Genomic DNA, 18,059 nt, shown 5'->3' with positions numbered 1-18,059 from the left:
GCGGCCGGTGAGTCGACCGTAGGCTCGCCACCCGATGAAGACGCGCACCCTGTTGCTGATGTCGGTGGCGGTCGGCCTGGTCATCCTGATCGCCGGCGGCGTCCTCCTCGTGCGCCTCGCCGGCGGGGACGACGCCGAGGTCGCCAACCGCCTCGGCGACACCGCGGACGTCGGCGACGCCACCGTGACCGTGCGCTCCGTCGACGAGACCCCCGAGCGCGTCGAGGTCGAGGTCGAGGTCGGCGGCGTCCAGGACGGTCTCGACGGGATCGCGCTGCTCACGGGCGACGAGTCGCTCGCGCCGGTCACCGATCCCGCTCCGGGCCGCTGCACGGAGCTGACCGTCGAGCCCCGGCGGTGCCGGCTCGCCTTCGACACCGCCGCGGCGGCGGGATCGACCCGGGTGCTGCTGATCGTGCGCGGCGAGGATCGCGCGTCGTGGTCACTCGAGAGCTGAGGCGCCCATGACGACCCCCGGGGACCCGCCGCGACGTCGGCGGCCGGGATCCGCTCGCGGGGTCGTGCGGCGGCCGGACGCCGGGCGGGCGATGAGCCCGTCCGCAGCGCTACCGTGACGACCGTGAGCGAACGTTCCGACCACTTCGACCTCGTGATCATCGGCGGAGGCCCGGGCGGCTACTGCGCCGCGCTGTACGGCGCGTCGGCCGGCCTGCAGGTGGCGCTGGTGGAGAAGGACGCGCTCGGCGGAACCTGCCTCAACCGGGGCTGCATCCCGGCGAAGGCGTTCCTCGAGACCGCCGCGGTGAAGCGTCACGTCGATCACTCCGGCGACTTCGGGATCGAGACCGAGGGCGACCCGACCGTCGACTTCGCACGGACCCAGGAGCGCAAGCAGGGGATCGTGAAGGGCCTGGTCAACGGCATCGGCGCGATGTGCAAGGGCCGGAAGGTCGAGGTGTTCAACGGCACCGGGTCCCTGGCGTCGGGGCGCACGGTCGAGGTGGCGATGAACGACGGCGGCTCGGAGTCGATCACCGGCGACTTCGTCCTCCTCGCGTCCGGGTCCGTGCCGCGCCTGATCCCGAACTTCGAGCGGGGCGGGCCGATCATGACCAGCGACGAGGTGCTCGAGCTGTCCGAGCTCCCGCGGCGAGTCGTCGTCATCGGCGGCGGCGCGATCGGGTGCGAGTTCGCCTCGACCTTCGCGGACCTCGGCTCGGAGGTGACCATCCTGGAGGGCCTGCCGAAGATCCTCCCCGGGCTCGACGCCGACGTGGCGAACGTCGTGGTGAAGTCGTTCAAGAAGAAGAGGATCGACATCCGCACGGGCGTGATGGTGAACGGCCACACCCCGAACGACTCCGGTGGGACGACCGTCCACTTCGGCGACGACGAGTCGCTCGAGGTCGACGCCGTGGTCGTGTCGGTCGGGCGCCGTCCCTTCGCCGACGAGCTCGGCCTCGACGGCACGGGCGTCGAGGTCGACGACCGCGGCTTCGTGGTCGTCGACGAGTGGTGCCGCACGGGCGAGGAGGGCGTGTACGCCGTCGGCGACCTCGTCGACACCCCCCAGCTCGCCCACGTCGGCTACGCCGAGGCGATCCTGGTGATCAAGCACCTCCTCGGGGAGGATCCGATGCCGGTGATGTACGACCGGGTCCCGTGGGCGATCTACTGCCACCCCGAGGTGGCGTGGGCCGGTCCCGACGAGGAGCAGGCGAAGGCGGCCGGCCACGACGTCGTGGTCGGCAAGCACCCGTTCAAGTACAACTCGCGGGCGATGATCGTCGGCGAGACCGAGGGCCTGGTGAAGATCATCGCGAAGAAGCGCGCCGACGGCTCGGCGGGGCAGATCCTCGGCGTGCACATGGTCGGCCCCTGGGTCACCGAGCAGCTCTCGGGCGGGTACCTCGCCGTCAACTGGGAGGCCTCGGTCGACGAGGTCGCCGAGTTCATCCAGCCGCACCCCAGCCTGACCGAGCTGTTCGGCGAGACGGTGCTCACGCTGACCGGCCGCAACTTCAACGGCTGACGGCGCGCCCGCTCCGCCACCCGATCCACTCGACCGATCCCGACACACCCACAAGGACCCCGGCACATGGCAGACGTCACACTCCCGCAACTCGGCGAAACCGTCACCGAGGGCACGATCACGCAGTGGTTCAAGGAGGTGGGTGACGAGGTCGCCGAGGACGAGCCCCTGTTCGAGGTGTCGACCGACAAGGTCGACACCGAGGTCCCGTCACCGGTGTCGGGGACGCTCACGGAGATCCGTGCCGAGGAGGGCGAGACGGTCGAGGTCGGTGCCGTCATCGCGATCGTCGGCGACGGCGGCGCCGACGACTCGGCCGAGCCCGAGGAGGCGTCGGACGACGCCGAGGCCGCCGAGCCCGAGCCCGAGCCCGAGCCCGAATCGGAGCCCGAGCCCGAGACGGAGCCCGAATCGGAGCCCGAGCCGGAGCCCGTGCCCGAGCCCGAGCCGGAGCCCGAGCCCGCCGCCGAGGACGGTGGAGGCGCAGAGGCCACCTCCGACGAGCCCAGCACCTCCGGTGACAGCCGGCTGCTGTCACCGGTCGTGCGACGCCTCGTCAACGAGCACGGGCTCGATCCCGACGACATCGAGGGATCCGGGCCCGGAGGGCGCATCACGCGCGACGACGTGCTCGACCACATCGACGCGACGGGCGCCAGCCGCCAGGACCCCGGCGGCGAGCCCGACAGCGACTCGGGTTCGACGTCGGCGCCGAAGAAGGCCGCTGCGAAGAAGTCCGCTGCGAAGAAGACCGCCACGAAGGCGGCGGCGAAGGGGTCGGCGTCGGGCGGATCGCCGACGCCGGAGGTGCCGACGTCGGCACCCGAGGTGACCGCCGGCGAGCGCGACTCCGCGGTGCGCCTGTCCAAGATCCGCCAGCTCACCGGCGACCACATGGTGATGAGCAAGGCCGTCAGCCCCCACGCGCTCAGCGTCGTGGAGGTCGACTTCGCCAACGTCGACGTGACCCGTGGCGAGCGCAAGGAGGGGTGGAGGGAGCAGCACGGCTTCGGACTCACCTACCTGCCGTTCATCTGCCGGGCGGTCATCGACGGGCTCGACGAGTTCCCCCACCTCAACGCGAGCGTCTCCGACGACGAGCTGGTGGTGCACGACTACGTCGATCTCGGCATCGCCGTCGATCTCGACTACGAGGGGCTCCTCGCGCCGGTCATCCGCGACGCCGAGACCAAGCGACTCGGCGCGATCGCGTCGGAGATCTCCGATCTCGCCGACCGGGCGCGCCAGCGCAAGCTCACCCCGGACGAGATCTCGGGGGGCACGTTCACCGTGTCGAACAACGGCTCGGCGGGCTCGGTGCTCACCATGCCGATCATCAACCAGCCCCAGGTCGGGATCATCTCCACCGACGCGATCGTGCGCAAGCCGGTCGTCGTCACCGGATCCGACGGCACCGAGGCGATCGCGATCCATCCCGTCGGCAACCTCGCGATGAGCTGGGACCACCGTGCCTTCGACGGCGCCTACGCCGCCGGCTTCCTCAAGAAGGTCAAGGAGATCCTCGAGACCAAGGACTGGAGCACCGAGCTCTGATGCCCGCCGCCCAGCGCCCCGTCCCGGGTCGGACCCGATCCGGGGCGCCGGCCGAGGGGGTCGACGCGCCGTTGCGGGTGCGGTGGCTGGGGCGCGTGCCCTACCGCGAGGCGCTCGTGGTGCAGGAGGCGCTGTTCGAGCACGGCCGCGGCCAGCACCTGCTCCTCGTCGAGCACCCGCACGTGTTCACCCACGGGCGCACCGCCGACCTCGCGACCAACCTGCGCTGCGAGCCGGCCGCCGTCGGAGCGGAGCTGATCGCCGTCAAGCGCGGCGGCGACATCACCTACCACGGCCCGGGCCAGCTCGTCGGGTACCCGATCGTGGCGGTCGGCAACTCCCTCGGGGCGAGCGACCACGTCCACGGCGTCGAGGACCTGCTGATCGACGCGCTCGGTGAGCTCGGGGTGCCCGGCGCCGGACGCATCGAGGGCTTCGCCGGGGTGTGGCTCGACCCGGGGACGTCCGACGAGCGCAAGATCGCCGCGATCGGCGTCCGCCTGCGCCGCGGCCGGACGATGCACGGCTTCGCGCTGAACGTGTCCACCGACCTCACCTACATGCGCGACCACATCGTCGCGTGCGGCATCGCCGACAAGGCGGTGACCTCGCTCGCCGAGGAGGGCGTCGAGGTGACGATGCGCGAGGTCTCCGACGTGATCGCCCGCCTCGCCGCCGAGCGCTGGGCGGGGGGCGCGCTCGAGCGCCAGGACGTCGCGTGGGCTCACCCGAGCGACGGCCGCGACCTGTCGGCGTTCTCCCGCGGCGAGGGACCCGGCGAGCAGGTCAAGCTCGTCTCTCCCCGTGCGACGGCGCGCATGGAGGCCGCCGGGGTGACCGAGGGGCTGTCGATCGAGACGCGCAAGCCCGACTGGCTGCGACCCAGGGTCGAGCTCGGTCCCGAGGTGATGGAGCTGAGGAAGACGATCCGCTCGCTCGATCTGGTGACGGTCTGCGAGGACGCCGGGTGCCCGAACCTGTCGGACTGCTGGTCGGACGGGACCGCGACGTTCATGGTCCTCGGGGAGCGCTGCACCCGGGCGTGCGGGTTCTGCCTCGTCGACACCCGACGACCCCTCGGACCCGCCGCCGACGAACCCGGGCGCGTGGCAGAGGCGATCGAGCGGATGGAGCTCGACCACGCCGTGCTCACGATGGTCGCGCGCGACGACCTCGCCGACGGGGGGATGGCCCACGTCGCGGCGTGCATCGAGGCCATCCGCCTCCGGCGGCCGAGCGCCCGCGTCGAGACCCTGATCTCGGACGCGAAGGGTGACGACGCGTCGCTCGAGCTGCTGTTCGCGTCGCGGCCCGACGTGATGAACCACAACGTCGAGACCGTCGCTCGCCTGCAGCGCGCCGTGCGCCCCTCCGCGGGGTACGCCCGGTCGCTGTCGGTGCTCGCCCGAGCCGGGGCCGCCGGGTTGACGACCAAGACCGGGTTCATGGCGGGGCTCGGCGAGACCCACGACGAGATCGTCGGCCTGCTCGGCGACCTCGCGGACCTCGGCGTCGACATCGTCACCATCGGCCAGTACCTGCGCCCCACCTCGCACCACCTCCCCATCGCCCGCTACGCGGAACCCGCCGAGTTCGACGCGTGGAAGCGGATCGGCGAGTCGCTCGGCATCGGCCACGTCGAGGCGAGCCCGCTGACCCGCTCGAGCTACCACGCCAAGCAGGCGTCCGACGCGGTCACCCCGGTGGCCCTGTCGGCGCGCTGACCACCGTCGAGCGGTCCACGCCGCCCCGTCCCCCGACCCTGCGTGCCCGACCCTCGGCACCCGCTCAGGCGGGTGGCTCGGCGGTCCCGTCCGCCGGGGTGACCAGCTCGACGACGACGGCGAGGTGGTCGCTGGGCCAGACCCCGTCGCCGACGGGCCGGCCGACGAGGCGCGCCGAGATCGGGTTGCCGACCGGCTTCGGTCGCGGCCAGGAGACCAGGACGTAGTCGATGCGCCGGTCGGGCCAGGCCGAGTCGCACGAGTACGGGTTCTCACGCAGCCAGGTGCGTCCGTCTCCGTCACCGACCTGCTCCCACGCGTCCGACATCACGATCCCGTCGACGCCGGCGGTGCGGCCCGTCGCCAGGCGGATCTCGTCGGTGTCCGGCACGGCGTTGAGATCACCGCCGACGACCACGGGGAGGTCGCGCTCGGGGTCGCCGCGCAGGTCCCGGGCGAGCTCCATCACGCGGCGCACCTGGGCGCAGCGGTCCGCGGAGCGGTCGAAGCGGTGCTCCAGGTGGGTCGATGCGATCGGCCATCGACCGTGCGGGGTGTCGACCCCCGCCACGACGGCGCGCCGGTGGCCGGGGGTCCCGTCGGCACGGGGCAGGCGCTCGTCCGCGAGTCGCACCACCGGCCAGCGCGCCAGCACGGCGTTGCCGAACGAGACCCCACGGTGCAGGACCGGCTCGGTGCGCACGACGTGGAACCCCAGCTCCGTGGCGAGCTCCTCGCCCTGGTCGTGGGTCGCGTCGGAGAACACCTCCTGCAGGCACACGACGTCGGGGTCGGCGTCACGGATCGTGTCGAGGATCGCACCCGCACGAGCCCGCCAGGGCCCGAAGTGCCACCACAAGTTCCACGTCATCACCCGCAGCGGCATCGGGCCATCCTGCCAGCAGGTCCGCGAGCGCGGCCGCACCCGGCCCGGGGTCGGCCCGTCGGTACCCTGTCCGCGGTGACGTGGACCGTCGAGCAGGTGGAGGCCATCGCCCCGTCGGCGGCGGCGGTCACCGCCGCCCGACCGCTCGCCGTCACGGGCCGGTGGAGGTCGACGGGCGCCGACGACCGGGTGGTGTGGGGGTCGTGCCAGGGCAGCGGCGCCGAGCCCTACGACACCGTCGTCGACCACGAGGCCGTCCGCTCCCGCTGCACCTGCCCCAGCCGCAGGACCCCGTGCAAGCACGCTCTCGCCCTGCTGCTGATGTGGACGCGCGACGAGGTCCCGCCCGCCACGCCGCCGCCGCCGATCGAGACGTGGATGACCCGCCACCGGCGCGCCACCGGCACCGGGGCGACCGGACGCGGGTCGGGGGGCGAAGCGGATCGCGACGCGGTGAGCGGCTCGGGCGCGGACGGCCCGGGAGACGACCCCGCCGACGAGCCCGTCCCCGACGGCGACGCCGAGGGGCCCACCGGGGCCGGGGCCGCGAACGGCACCGGGAGCGGGCCCGGCGTCGACGGCTCCGGTGGGAACACGGCGAGCGATCGCGCGCCCTCGACCACCTCCGGCGGGATCGCCGAGGGCGACTCCGACGATCCCCCCGCCCCACCCGACGACGTGGAGCGCGACTCGGCGCGCGACGAACGGGTCGAGCGGATGCACGCCGGTCTGACCGAGCTCGACCGTTGGCTGGGCGACCGGATGCGGACCGGTCTCGCCGACCCGGCGCTCGCGCGCTACGCGACGTGGGACGACCTCGCCGCTCGCCTGGTCGACGCACGGGCGGGCAGCCTCGCCAACCGCATCCGCCGCCTCGCGGGCCTCGTCGGAGCGTCGCCCGACTGGCACGACGACGTGCTCGCCGAGCTCGGCCTGCTCCACCTCCTCGCGCAGGCCGGCCGGCGGCTCGGTTCGCTCCCGGGGCCGCTGGCCGACGCCGTGGCCACGACGGTCGGGTGGCAGGTCCGCACGGCCGACGTGCTGGGCAACGTCCCGGACACCGATCGGTGGGTGGTCGCCGGGCGCAGCGACCAGCGCGAGGACCGCATCGAGGTGCGTCGGTCCTGGCTCCGCGGCGTCACCAGCGGTCGGTGGGCCCTCGTCCTCTCCTTCGCCGCCTACCGCCAGAGCCTCGACACCTCGCTGACCGTCGGCACCGAGATCCACGCCGACCTGCACCGCTACCCGGGCCCCGCGCTGCGCGCCCTGGTCGGCGAGCGCCACCGTCCGCCCGAGGCGACGATGTTCCCGGGGGAGCGGATCGTCGAGCCCCCCGGTCGCCCTCCGTCGGGCAGCGTGGCCGCGGCGTGCGAGGGGATCGGGCGGATGCTCGTGGCCGAGCCGTGGCTCGACCGGCTCCCGTCGACGGTGACGGCGTCGGTCGCCCAGGACCACGGTCGCTGGTTCCTCACCGACGGCACGGGCAGCCTGCCCCTGCTCGCCGACGCCGGTCCGAGCGGGTCGGGGGACCCGCTGGCGATGCTGCTCGCGCTGTCGGGCGGGGGATCGGTCGACGTCACCGTGGAGTGGACGCCCCACGGGGTGACCCCCCTCACGGTCCACCTCGACGATCGCAGCATCGACATCGGTCCGCGCGCCGACGCGTCGTTCGTGGGGGCGGCGTGAGGGTCGACGAGCACTGGCGGTCGCTCGTCACCGCCGCGCTGCTCGGCACGGACCGGCGCGACCCTCCCGATGCCGACGGTCCGCTGGGCGACCTGGTCGCCGACGCCGTCCGTGAGGATCCCTCGGCGCGGATGCTCGCGCAGATCGCCGCGTGCACGGCGGTGCGGCGAGCTGCGGTCCGGCCCGGCCCGGTCCTGGAACGGCTGGTCGAGGCGCCCCCCGACGATCGGCCGCCGTGCCCCCCCGATGCGGTCGATCGGTGGCACCACCTGACGACCTCGTGGCCGGTGCTGGAGGACGAGTGGCTGCTGGCGCTGATCGCGAACGGGTGGCGGGCGGCCCCCGAGCTGGTCGCCCCGATGCTGCGACGCCACCGGCGCGAACCACGTCGTCGGGCGCTCGTCGAGGTGGCGGCGGGGCCGACCGCGGGGTGGCTGGTGGGCCACCTCCCCGAGCTGGCGGCGACGCGCCCGGGGGGCGCCGTCGACGCCGAGACCCTCGCCGAGCTCCCACGCCTGCCGATCCCACCGGACCTGGCCGAGCACGTCGATCGCGACGGTGGACGGATCGCCGACGCGATCGCGGAGGGTCTGGCCGATCGTCGCCTCGCCGAGGCCCATCGGGCGGTGCTCGTCAACCTCCTCGCCCGGTGCGCGCCCGACGGGCTCGTCGTGATCGCACGTCGGCTCGACTCGATCGACCCGACGGTCCCGGGGCGCGGCCTCGCCTCGATCCTCGCCGACCTCGCGATCACCCGCCACCGCATGCTCGACGAGCTCTCCCGCACCTGAGCCGCTCCCCGCGCGTCCGTGCGACCTCGGACCCGACGCGGGCGCCCCGTCCGCTCGGCGTCCGACCCGGAGCGGACGTGGGCGGCGGTGAGGGTGGGTAGCGTCCGAGGTGATGGGGGAGGCCAGGCTCACGACTCCGCAGGTCGGCGACGGGGATCGCGCGGGAGTCGTCCTGCGGCCTCACGCCGAGGTCGAGTACGCCGACGAGCTGGCGGCGCTCGATCGCGCCGACGATCGCCCGAGGCCCCCCGGCTGGGAGCTGTCGCCGTGGGCCGTGGTGCGGTACCTGATGGGGGGCGAGCTCGACGACGGCACCGTGATCTCGCCGAAGTACGTGGGTCAGCGCCGCCTGATCGAGATCGCCACGGCGACCCTCGCCACCGATCGGGCGGTCCTGCTGCTCGGCGTCCCCGGCACCGCGAAGACCTGGGTCGCCGAGCACCTCGCCGCCGCGATCAGCGGCGACTCGACGTTGCTCGTGCAGGGCACGGCGGGGACCACCGAGGAGACCTTGCGGTACGGCTGGAACTACGCGCGCCTGATCGCCGAGGGTCCGTCGCCGGACGCGCTCGTCCCCAGCCCCGTCCTGCGGGCGATGCGTCGGGGGGCGATCGTGCGCGTCGAGGAGCTGACCCGGATGCCGCCCGAGGTCCAGGACGCGCTGGTCACCGTGCTGTCGGAGAAGGTGCTGCCGGTCCCGGAGCTCGACACCGAGGTCTCCGCCGTGCAGGGGTTCAACCTGATCGCCACCGCCAACGAGCGCGACCGTGGCGTCAACGACATGTCGAGCGCGCTGCGGCGGCGGTTCAACACGGTGGTCCTCCCCCTCCCGGCCACGATCGACGACGAGATCGCGATCGTGACCCGGCGCGTGGACGAGCTGGGCGCCGCGCTCGCCCTGCCCGAGGTGCCGACCGCCGCCGAGGAGATCCGCCGGGTGGTGACGATCTTCCGCGAGCTGCGCGACGGGCTCACCATCGACGAGCGCACGACGCTGAAGGTGCCGAGCGGGACCCTCTCCACCGCCGAGGCCATCTCCGTGGTCACCAACGGCACCGCCCTCGCCGCCCACTTCGGTGACGGCCGCCTCGGCCCGTCCGACCTCGCCGCCGGGATCGTCGGTGCGGTGGTCTCCGACCCGATCCACGACGGCGTGGCGTGGCGCGAGTACCTCGAGGCCGTGGTCGCCGAGCGCGACGGCTGGCGGGACTTCTACGAGGCGTGCCGTCGCCTCGACCCGTGATCGGCGTCCGCCCGGCCACCCCTCGGTCCGCGGCACCGCCGGTCGCGCCGACGGGCGAGCGGTCCGGTTCCGGCTCCCGGGCGGGCGCGGGGCGACGACGATGACGGTCCACGTGCTCGGGATCCGCCACCACGGGCCCGGGTCGGCCCGCTCGGTCCTCGCTGCGCTCGACCAGCTCCGACCCGACGTCGTCCTCGTCGAGTTCCCCGCCGACGCGGAGGCGGCGCTCGCGTGGATCGGGCGTCCCGGGCTCGCCGCGCCGGTCGCGCTGCTCGGCTACGTCGCGGCCGATCCGGGACGGGCGGTGTTCTCGCCGTTCGCCTCGTTCAGCCCGGAGTGGCGAGCCGTCGCCTGGGCGAACGAGCGTGACGTCGCGGTGCGTGCGATCGATCTCCCGATGGCGATCACCGTCGCCGGCGACGGTGCCGAGGCGGCGGTGCGCGGCACCGCTCCCCCCGACCCGCTGCGCGACCTCGCTGCGGCGGCGGGCGACCCGGATCCAGAGCGGTGGTGGGAGGACGTGATCGAGCACCGGGGCGACGGCGCACCCGCCTTCGACGCCGTCGCCGAGGCGATGGCGGCGGCGCGCGGGGGGTCGGTGACCTCGGTGGGCGAGGAGCGGCGCGAGGCTCACATGCGCCGTGCGCTGCGTCGCGCGGTCAAGGACGGGTTCTCGACGATCGTCGTCGTGTGCGGGGCGTGGCACGTCCCCGCCCTCGACCTCGAGGGCCGCACCGCGTCGAGCGACGCGGCGACCCTGCGCGGGCTGGACAAGGTGAAGGTGGACTCGGCGTGGGTCCCGTGGACGCACCGCCGACTGACCACGGCGTCGGGCTACCGCGCCGGCATCGACAGCCCCGGCTGGTACCGCCACGTGTTCGACCACCCCGGTGCCGACGGCGTCGCCCGGTTCCTGGTGGACGCGGCTCGGTTGCTGCGCGAGCGGGGGCAGTCGGCGTCGCCGGACCACCTGATCGCCGCGACGCGCCTCGCGGAGGCGCTCTCGACGATGCGTGGGCGCCCGCGCCCGGGCCTCGCCGAGGTGCTCGACGCCGCCGACTCGGTGATGGGGGGCATCGACGTCGTGCGCGCCGAGCTCGTCGTCGGCGATGCGCTCGGCTCCGTCCCCGACGACGCCCCCCAGGTCCCGCTGGCCAGGGACGTCGCTCGAGCCCAGCGCTCCGCCCGCCTCCGCCCGGTCGCCGCGGCGAAGGTGGTCGAGCTCGACCTGCGGACCCCCACCGGGCTGCGCCGCAGCCACCTGCTCCACCGCCTGTTCGCCCTCGGGGTGCCGTGGGGCGTCCCCGAGGAGGGTCGGCGGTCGTCGGGGACGTTCCGCGAGACGTGGCGCGTCGCGTGGGAGCCGGAGCTGTCGGTCCGCCTCGTCGAGCGCTCGGGGTACGGCAGCACCCTGGTGACCGCCGCCACCGCCCGTCTCGTCGAGCGGGGGCGTCGGGCGACGGGGCTCGTCGAGATCGTCGGCGTCGTCGAGCTCGCGCTGTTCTCCGATCTGCGCGACGCCGTCGAGCCGAACGTGAGGCGCCTCGCCGACCGAGCGGCGTCCGACCCCGACGTCGGCCACCTCATGGACGTGGTCGTCCCCCTCGCGGCGGCGCTGCGCTACGGCGACGTGCGTCGGACCGACGCGACGGCGCTGCGCGAGGTGTTCGACGGCCTCGTCGTGCGCGTGCTCGCGGGGGTGGTGCCGGCGTGCACGTCGCTCGACGACGACGCTGCCGCTCGGATGGTCGAGCGCCTGACCGGGGTGCAGACGGCCCTGGCGATGCTCGACCACCCCGAGCGCCACCGGGGGTTCGGCGACGTGCTCGAGATCCTCGCCGAGGTGCGCTCGCTCCGGCACGGACTCGTGGCGGGCCGTGCCACGAGGCTCCTGCACGATTCCGGTCGCTGGGGCGCCGACCGCGTCGAGCGGCGGCTGTCGCAGGCGCTCGGGCCGGGGATCGAGGCACCGGTCGGAGCCGCCTTCGTCGAGGGGTTCCTCGCGGGGTCCGGCACGGTGCTCGTCCACGACCTCGAGCTGCTCGGCGTCGTCGACCGGTGGCTCTCGTCGCTGACGATCGACGCGTTCGACGCGGTCGTGGTCCTCCTGCGGCGGACCTTCGGCGCGTTCGAGCCGGCCGAGCGGCGCCAGATCATGGGTCTGTCGACCGGCGGGCCGCTGCGGCGCGCCACCGGGTTCGGCGCCGATGTCGACGACGCACGCGCGAGCGCGGTCCTCGACACCGTGCGCCAGCTGCTCGGGATCCCGCTCGTCGACGCCGTCGAGCCCGCGAGCCCCGTGGAGGTCGGGCGGTGACGGTCGACGGGCGCGGTGGCGCGACGGACGAGCGCGTCGGTGACGGCGACGGGATCCGGACGGTGTCCGAGGCCGAACGGCGTCGCCGCTGGCGGTTGGTGCTCGGCGGAGCGGCCGAGGTGGACGACCCGACGACCGACGGTCCCGGCGGCCGCCCGCCCGGTCAGGACGGCCGCGCCGCGGACGGCGAGGGCGAGGCGGGGACGGGGCCGGGGGCCGCCCGATCCGGGCCCGACGGATCCCGTCCCGACGGATCGGGATCCGAGGCGGCGGGCTCCGGCGGGGGTGGCGAACGTGGACGTGGCGGCGCGGGTGACGACGGTTCGCGACCGGGACGGGGAGGCGGCACGGGTCGGCGCGGTCCGGGACTGGACGCCGACGACGCACGCATCGACGCGGCGCTCGGCGCGCTCTACGACCGGGACCCGTCCGGTGACGGACGACGGCGCGCGGGGAGCTCGCGGGCGGGCGGCCTCGGGCGCTCGCGCCCGGGGGTCGTGCGCTGGCTCGGCGACATCCGGCGCTACTTCCCGTCGTCCATCGTGCGCGTCCTGCAGCGCGACGCCGTCGAGCGCCTCGACCTGCGCCAGCTGATGCTCGAGCCCGAGCTGCTGCAGGCGCTCGAGCCCGACATCTCGCTGGTGACCGTGCTGGTCGAGCTCAACCGCGTCCTCCCCGACGAGACCCGCGCCAGCGCCCGCGCGGTCATCGCGACGGTGGTCGCCGACGTCGAGGCTCGCCTCGAGGACCAGACGCGCCAGGCGGTGCGCGGCGCGCTCGCCCGGGGGTCGCGCACGCGGCGACCGCGGCCGGGCGACATCGACTGGCCGCGCACGATCGAGGCCAACCTGCGCCACTGGATCCCCGAGCACCGCACCCTCGTCCCCGAGCGGCTGGTCGGCCACGGCCGACGCCGTCGCAGCCTCGCGAAGGACGTGATCATCGCGGTCGACCAGTCGGGGTCGATGGCCGACTCGGTCGTCTACGCCTCGCTGTTCGCCGGGGTCCTCGCCCGGCTCCCGACGCTGTCCACCCACCTCTACGCGTTCGACACCTCGATCACCGACCTCACCGGGTTCCTCCACGATCCCGTCGAGGTGCTGTTCGGGGTGCAGCTCGGCGGAGGCACCGACATCGCCTCCGCGCTGACGTTCTGCGCCCGACGGATCGAGCGCCCGCGCGACACCGTGCTGTTCGTCGTGTCGGACCTGTTCGAGGGAGGTGACGGGGCGCTGATGCGGCGCCGGATCGGCGAGCTCGTCGACGCCGGCGTGACCGTCGTGGTGCTGCTCGCGCTCAGCGACGAGGGCGCACCCGCCCACGACCACGACCACGCCGCCGCCCTCGCCGACCTCGGGGCGGTCGTCACCTCGACGACCCCGGACGCCTTCCCCGACGTGCTCGCCCAGGCCCTCGCCCGCTGACCTCACCCGATCGGGGGAGCCGCCACCGGACCGGCGCACCCGTGCGGCGTGGGATCGGGGTCGACACTAGGCTCGTGGCTCCATGGGTCAACTCGTCGGGGTCACCGAGAAGCAGAGCGCGACACCGGGGGTGGTGCGCTACGAGCTGAACCGCACCCTGTCGGGGCAGGGACACGAGCGCTTCGCCTCGCGCGTCGACGCCCACGGCGCCTCGCCCTCGGCGGCGCTCGCTCGACTGCTGTTCGACACCGGTCAGGTCGGCGGGGTCCACGTCTACGCGAACATCGTCACGATCGACCTCGCGAAGGGCCACGGCGCGGACGGGCTGGCCGACGTGATGCGCGACATGTACCAGTACTGGAAGGCGGGGGTCGAGCCCCCGTCGTTCGAGGACCTCCAGCCCGACGAACCCGAGGCGACCGGGGGCGGTGGCGACGTGGCCGACGGGGATGCGGCGCTGCAGGCGGCGGCCGAGAAGGTCCCGATGCACATCCTCACCCGAGCCCGCGACGCACGCGCGCGCCTGACCGGGGGCTGAGCCCCGTCCGCCCGATGTCACGGGCGACCGGCGCACGAGCTGCGGTCCGGTCTCCCCGTGCAGGCGACGACGTCGAGGCCCGCCGTCATGAGCGACACCTACACGCTCCGCGAGGCGGCCGACGTCCTCGGGGTCCACTACATGACGGTCTACCGCTACGTGCGGCTCGGTCTGCTCGACGCGTCCAAGGCCGGGACCACCTGGCAGGTGACGGACGTGGCGCTGGAGCGGTTCCGTGCCGGTACGGGGTCGGGACCCGTGCGCCGGGGCGACCACGCGCCCTGGGCGGAGCGACTCGAGGGTCGGTTGGTCGAGGGCGACGGGACCGGGGCGTGGCGCGTGGTCGAGGCGGCGATGGCGTCGGGGACCGACGTGCGCGCGGTCTACCTCGAGATGTTGGCGCCGTCGATGGTCAGCATCGGGGAGCGTTGGGCGGCCGGTGAGTTCGACATCTCGATCGAGCACCAGGCGACGGTGATCGTGACCCGGATCATCGGACGCCTCGGGCCGCGGTTCTCGCGGCGCGGCCGGTCGTGCGGGGGGTTGGTGGTCGGATCCCCGGTGGGGGAGTACCACGGCCTGCCGACCGCCATCCTGGCCGACCTGATGCGCGAGCAGGGCTGGGAGGTCAACGACCTCGGCCCGAACACCCCGGCGTCGTCCTTCCTCCACGCGGCGCGGCGGATGTCGGATCTGCGTGCGGTGGGCATCTCGGTCACCAACCCGGAGCTGGTGGGCCCGGTCGGCGAGTGCAGCGAGCTGCTCAAGCGCGACGACCCGGAGGTGGTCGTGGTGGTCGGCGGGCAGGCGTTCCGCGACGTGGAGCACGCCCGCTCGCTGGGCGCCGACGAGCTGGCGGTGAGCGCCGATCAGCTGCACGAGCTGCTGATGGGGAGGGCGGACCGGACCTGACCGCCGATCGGCTGCGCCGAGCGATCCGGTCGCGATCGGGGCACGGACCGCTTGCCCGTCGAACACCTGTTCGATAACGTCGAGCGGATGGGAACCGCCGTCGACCGATCCACCGACGACCGACCGGGCGATCATGGTACGCCCGCCCCGCACCCCGCGGGTCGCCACGACGAGTCGGTGCGCGAGCTCCTGCGTCGACTCGGTGATCGGGTCAGACCGGTCGCGATGGCGGGGGAGCGGACCCTGCCGGTCGCCGAGGTGCTGTCGTCGGTGCTCCCCGGCGACGGGCTCGTCCGCGGCCAGGTGGTGGGGTGCGCGGGAGATGCGGCGTGCACGATCGCCTCCGTGCTCGTGCGCGACGCGGTGGTGGCCGGAGCGTGGCTCGCGGTCGTCGACGTCGACGGCTTCGGGATCGACGCGGCCGCCGAGGTCGGGATCCCCCTCGAGCGGGTCGTGCGGGTCGACACCCGCTGGCGTGAGCGGCCCGGCGGGCGTGACGACGCCGGAGCGGGCGGACCGCCCCGAGACGGCGATCTCGACTGGATCGACGTGGTGGGCGCGGCCGTCGACGGCTTCGATCTCGTCGTCACCAGGGTCCCGAGCCACCTGGGCGCCGATCGCCGCCCCGCCTCCGTGCGCAAGCTGAGCGCCCGGATCCAGCAGCGCGGGGCGGTGGTCGTGGTCCTCGGAGCGAGCGGGGCGCTGCCCTGCGACATCGAGCTGGGCACGGCCGGCACCTCCTGGGCGGGGGTGGGCGACGGTTCCGGCCACCTGCGTCGCCGCTCGCTCGAGGTCGAGGCCGCGGGGCGGCGGCTCCCCGGTCGGCGCACCTGCTCGATCGAGCTGGTCGGGTCCGAGCAGCGCATCGAGCTGTCGACCCCTCACCCGGGGTCCGCGGCGCCACCCGTCGTGCGCTCCGTCGACGACGTCGCTCACGGCGGCGACCTCGACGACGATCGCGATCCCCAGGCCGAGCTGCTCGCCGAGATGGCCGACAACCTCCCCCCGCACGACGGTGACGTCGTGGCGTCGACGACCGGCGGCCCGTCGGCCGCCACGGACGGAGCCCCGGAGCTCGGCGATCCCGACGACGAGCTCGCACCCGTCGTGCGGTTGGCCGGGTGATCGGACCACCCGTGGACGCGGCGGGAGACCGACCCACCGGCACCGTGGTCGGGCGCGAGCGCGATCCGTCGCGCCCCGAGAGGTTCGTCACCGTCTGGTGCCCGGACTGGCCCGTGCTCGCCGCCGGGCGGTCCCCCGACGTGGCCGCGGCGGTCCTGCGATCGCACCGCGTGGTCGCCCGCACCCGGGCCGCGGCCGACGAGGGGGTGGTGATCGGCCAGCGCCGACGCCAGGCCCAGCAGCGGTGCCCCCACGTCGAGGTGCTCGACGACGACCCGGCACGTGACGCACGCGAGTTCGAGGCGATCGTGCGCGCCGTCGCCTCCATCGCCCCGCGCGTCGACCTCGTGGAGCCCGGGTGGCTCAGCGTCGCCGCCCGCGGTCCGTCACGCTACTTCGGCGGGGACGCCGCCCTCGCGGAGCACCTGGTCGAGCTCACCTCGGCCGTCGTGCGCGCCTCGGGTGCGTCCACCTCCCCGGGCGGCACCGACGTCGGCGACGAACGGACGGAGGCCGACGATGCGACGGAGGCCGACGATCCGGCGGCAGGCGCGTGCGTCGGGGTCGGGGTGGCCGACGGCCGGTTCTGCGCGAGCGTCGCGGCGCGCCTGGCGGTCCGGCGGGGATCCCCCGTCGTCGTCGAGGCGGGGAGGTCACCCGAGTTCTGCGCGCCCCTGCCGATCGGGTGGCTGCAGACCCTCGGCGAGGCCGACGCCGACCTCGTCGACCTGCTGACCCGGCTCGGCGTCCGCCGGCTCGGCGACCTGGCCGCCCTCGAGCCCGCGGACGTGCTGGGGCGCTTCGGTCCCGACGGGGTGCACGCCCACCGTCTGGCGTCGGGGATCGATCCGCGACCTGCGAGCACGACCGACCCCGCCCCCGAGCGGCGCCTCGCGCGCGTCCTCGACGACCCCGCCACCCGCACCGATGCGGTCGCCTTCGTCGCGAAGCAGCTCGCCGACGAGCTCGCCGGCACCCTCGGCGCCGACGGGAGGGTCTGCACGCGCCTGGTCGTGACGCTCGAGACCGAGCACGGCGAGCGATCGGAGCGCTCGTGGTACCGGTCGAGCGGGATGTCGGCGGTGGCGATGGTCGAGCGCGTGCGCTGGCAGCTCGACGCGTGGGTGGACGCACCGCGCGGCAGCTCGCAGGAGATCACGGGCGGGGTCGCGATGGTGCGCCTCGCACCGGAGGAGACGCGCCCCGACGACGGCGTCCAGCTCGGGCTGTGGGGTGGCCGGTCCGACGCCGACCGACGTGCGGCGCGCGCGATCGCCCGCCTGACGACGCTGACGGCCGAGTCGGCGGTGACGGTGCCGGTGTGGCACGGGGGCCGCCTTCCCGCCGACCGGTACCGGTGGGTCCCGGCGACGACGGTCGACCTCGACCAGCGGGGTCGGGCGGTGTCGCGCTCGGCGACGGGGGCGGGGATCGACGGCTCGACCGGGCCGTGGCCCGGGAGCCTCCCGGCGCCGTCTCCGGCGACCGTGTTCCACGAACCGCGCCCGGTCGAGGTGCTCGACGCGTCCGGGGCGACGGTGCGCGTCAGCGGTCGGGGGACGATCTCGGCGGCACCGGCGTCGATCCGCGTGCTGCGTGGCGGTGAGGACGAGGGGTGGAGGCGCGGCCCGTCACGGGCCGTTCGCTCGTGGGCGGGTCCCTGGCCGGTCGACCAGGAGTGGTGGGAGCCCTCGCGGCATCGACGCCTCGCTCGCTTCCAGATGGTGGTCGACGACCCCGACTCCGGCGGTGAGCGAGCCTACCTCGTCGTCGTCGAGCGGCAGCGGTGGCACCTGGCCGCGCACTACTCCTAGGTGCGTGACGGTGCGTGACGGTGCGTGACGGTGCGATCACGGCGCGATCACG

The 18,059-nt window shown here is 74.5% G+C and carries 14 protein-coding genes; 13 read left to right on the top strand and 1 reads right to left on the bottom strand.

From position 1 onward, the window contains the following. Positions 1 to 34 precede the first annotated feature (34 nt). From ACOOHC_RS13070 to lipA, 4 genes are all read left to right on the top strand, one after another. Positions 35 to 457: a hypothetical protein gene (locus ACOOHC_RS13070; protein ID WP_420450846.1), complete on the top strand. Its 423-nt coding sequence runs from the start codon at positions 35 to 37 to the stop codon at positions 455 to 457. A gap of 123 nt (positions 458 to 580) precedes the next feature. Further along, positions 581 to 1,993: a dihydrolipoyl dehydrogenase gene (lpdA, locus tag ACOOHC_RS13065; protein WP_420450845.1), complete on the top strand. Its 1,413-nt coding sequence runs from the start codon at positions 581 to 583 to the stop codon at positions 1,991 to 1,993. Between the two features lie 66 nt (positions 1,994 to 2,059). Next, positions 2,060 to 3,547: a dihydrolipoamide acetyltransferase family protein gene (locus ACOOHC_RS13060; RefSeq protein WP_420450844.1), complete on the top strand. Its 1,488-nt coding sequence runs from the start codon at positions 2,060 to 2,062 to the stop codon at positions 3,545 to 3,547. Next, a complete protein-coding gene (gene lipA / locus ACOOHC_RS13055; RefSeq protein ID WP_420450843.1) occupies positions 3,547 to 5,271 on the top strand; it encodes a lipoyl synthase in 1,725 nt (574 codons plus the stop codon). The genes ACOOHC_RS13060 and lipA overlap by 1 nt, the downstream gene beginning before the upstream one ends. 64 nt (positions 5,272 to 5,335) lie before the next feature. Here lipA and ACOOHC_RS13050 read toward each other — a convergent pair whose 3' ends face one another. Further along, entirely contained in the window at positions 5,336 to 6,157 is an 822-nt protein-coding gene (locus ACOOHC_RS13050; RefSeq protein WP_420450842.1) for an endonuclease/exonuclease/phosphatase family protein, read from the bottom strand. A 75-nt stretch (positions 6,158 to 6,232) separates the two neighbouring features. Between ACOOHC_RS13050 and ACOOHC_RS13045 the strand changes: the two genes are divergently transcribed. The 9 genes from ACOOHC_RS13045 (at position 6,233) to ACOOHC_RS13005 (ending at position 18,007) form a co-directional block, all read left to right on the top strand. After that, on the top strand, positions 6,233 to 7,843 hold the full coding sequence (locus ACOOHC_RS13045) for an SWIM zinc finger family protein (protein WP_420450841.1): 1,611 nt from the start codon (positions 6,233 to 6,235) through the stop codon (positions 7,841 to 7,843). Further along, positions 7,840 to 8,634, top strand: a complete 795-nt coding sequence (locus ACOOHC_RS13040; RefSeq protein ID WP_420450840.1) for a hypothetical protein — start codon at positions 7,840 to 7,842, stop codon at positions 8,632 to 8,634. The genes ACOOHC_RS13045 and ACOOHC_RS13040 overlap by 4 nt, the downstream gene beginning before the upstream one ends. A 112-nt stretch (positions 8,635 to 8,746) precedes the next feature. After that, positions 8,747 to 9,877, top strand: coding sequence for an ATP-binding protein (locus tag ACOOHC_RS13035; RefSeq protein WP_420450839.1), 1,131 nt, complete (start codon positions 8,747 to 8,749; stop codon positions 9,875 to 9,877). A 100-nt stretch (positions 9,878 to 9,977) separates the two neighbouring features. Then, positions 9,978 to 12,194: a DUF5682 family protein gene (locus ACOOHC_RS13030; protein WP_420450838.1), complete on the top strand. Its 2,217-nt coding sequence runs from the start codon at positions 9,978 to 9,980 to the stop codon at positions 12,192 to 12,194. Next, positions 12,191 to 13,618 (top strand): VWA domain-containing protein, encoded by a 1,428-nt coding sequence (locus ACOOHC_RS13025; protein WP_420450837.1) that lies wholly within the window; start codon positions 12,191 to 12,193, stop codon positions 13,616 to 13,618. Before ACOOHC_RS13030 ends, ACOOHC_RS13025 begins: the two co-directional genes overlap by 4 nt. 82 nt (positions 13,619 to 13,700) lie before the next feature. Then, positions 13,701 to 14,156, top strand: coding sequence for a hypothetical protein (locus ACOOHC_RS13020; protein WP_420450836.1), 456 nt, complete (start codon positions 13,701 to 13,703; stop codon positions 14,154 to 14,156). A gap of 87 nt (positions 14,157 to 14,243) precedes the next feature. After that, positions 14,244 to 15,068: a cobalamin-dependent protein gene (locus tag ACOOHC_RS13015; protein ID WP_420450835.1), complete on the top strand. Its 825-nt coding sequence runs from the start codon at positions 14,244 to 14,246 to the stop codon at positions 15,066 to 15,068. Positions 15,069 to 15,155: 87 nt separating this feature from the next. Further along, a complete protein-coding gene (locus ACOOHC_RS13010) occupies positions 15,156 to 16,193 on the top strand; it encodes a hypothetical protein (RefSeq protein WP_420450834.1) in 1,038 nt (345 codons plus the stop codon). Continuing rightward, positions 16,190 to 18,007 (top strand): DNA polymerase Y family protein, encoded by a 1,818-nt coding sequence (locus tag ACOOHC_RS13005; protein ID WP_420450833.1) that lies wholly within the window; start codon positions 16,190 to 16,192, stop codon positions 18,005 to 18,007. Before ACOOHC_RS13010 ends, ACOOHC_RS13005 begins: the two co-directional genes overlap by 4 nt. Positions 18,008 to 18,059 lie beyond the last annotated feature (52 nt).

Origin of the sequence: Ilumatobacter sp. (assembly GCF_965215205.1) — a bacterium.
Lineage (GTDB): Bacteria > Actinomycetota > Acidimicrobiia > Acidimicrobiales > Ilumatobacteraceae > Ilumatobacter_A.
Note: the sequence above shows the minus strand (reverse complement) of the source record. Positions and strands in the feature narration are given on the sequence as shown.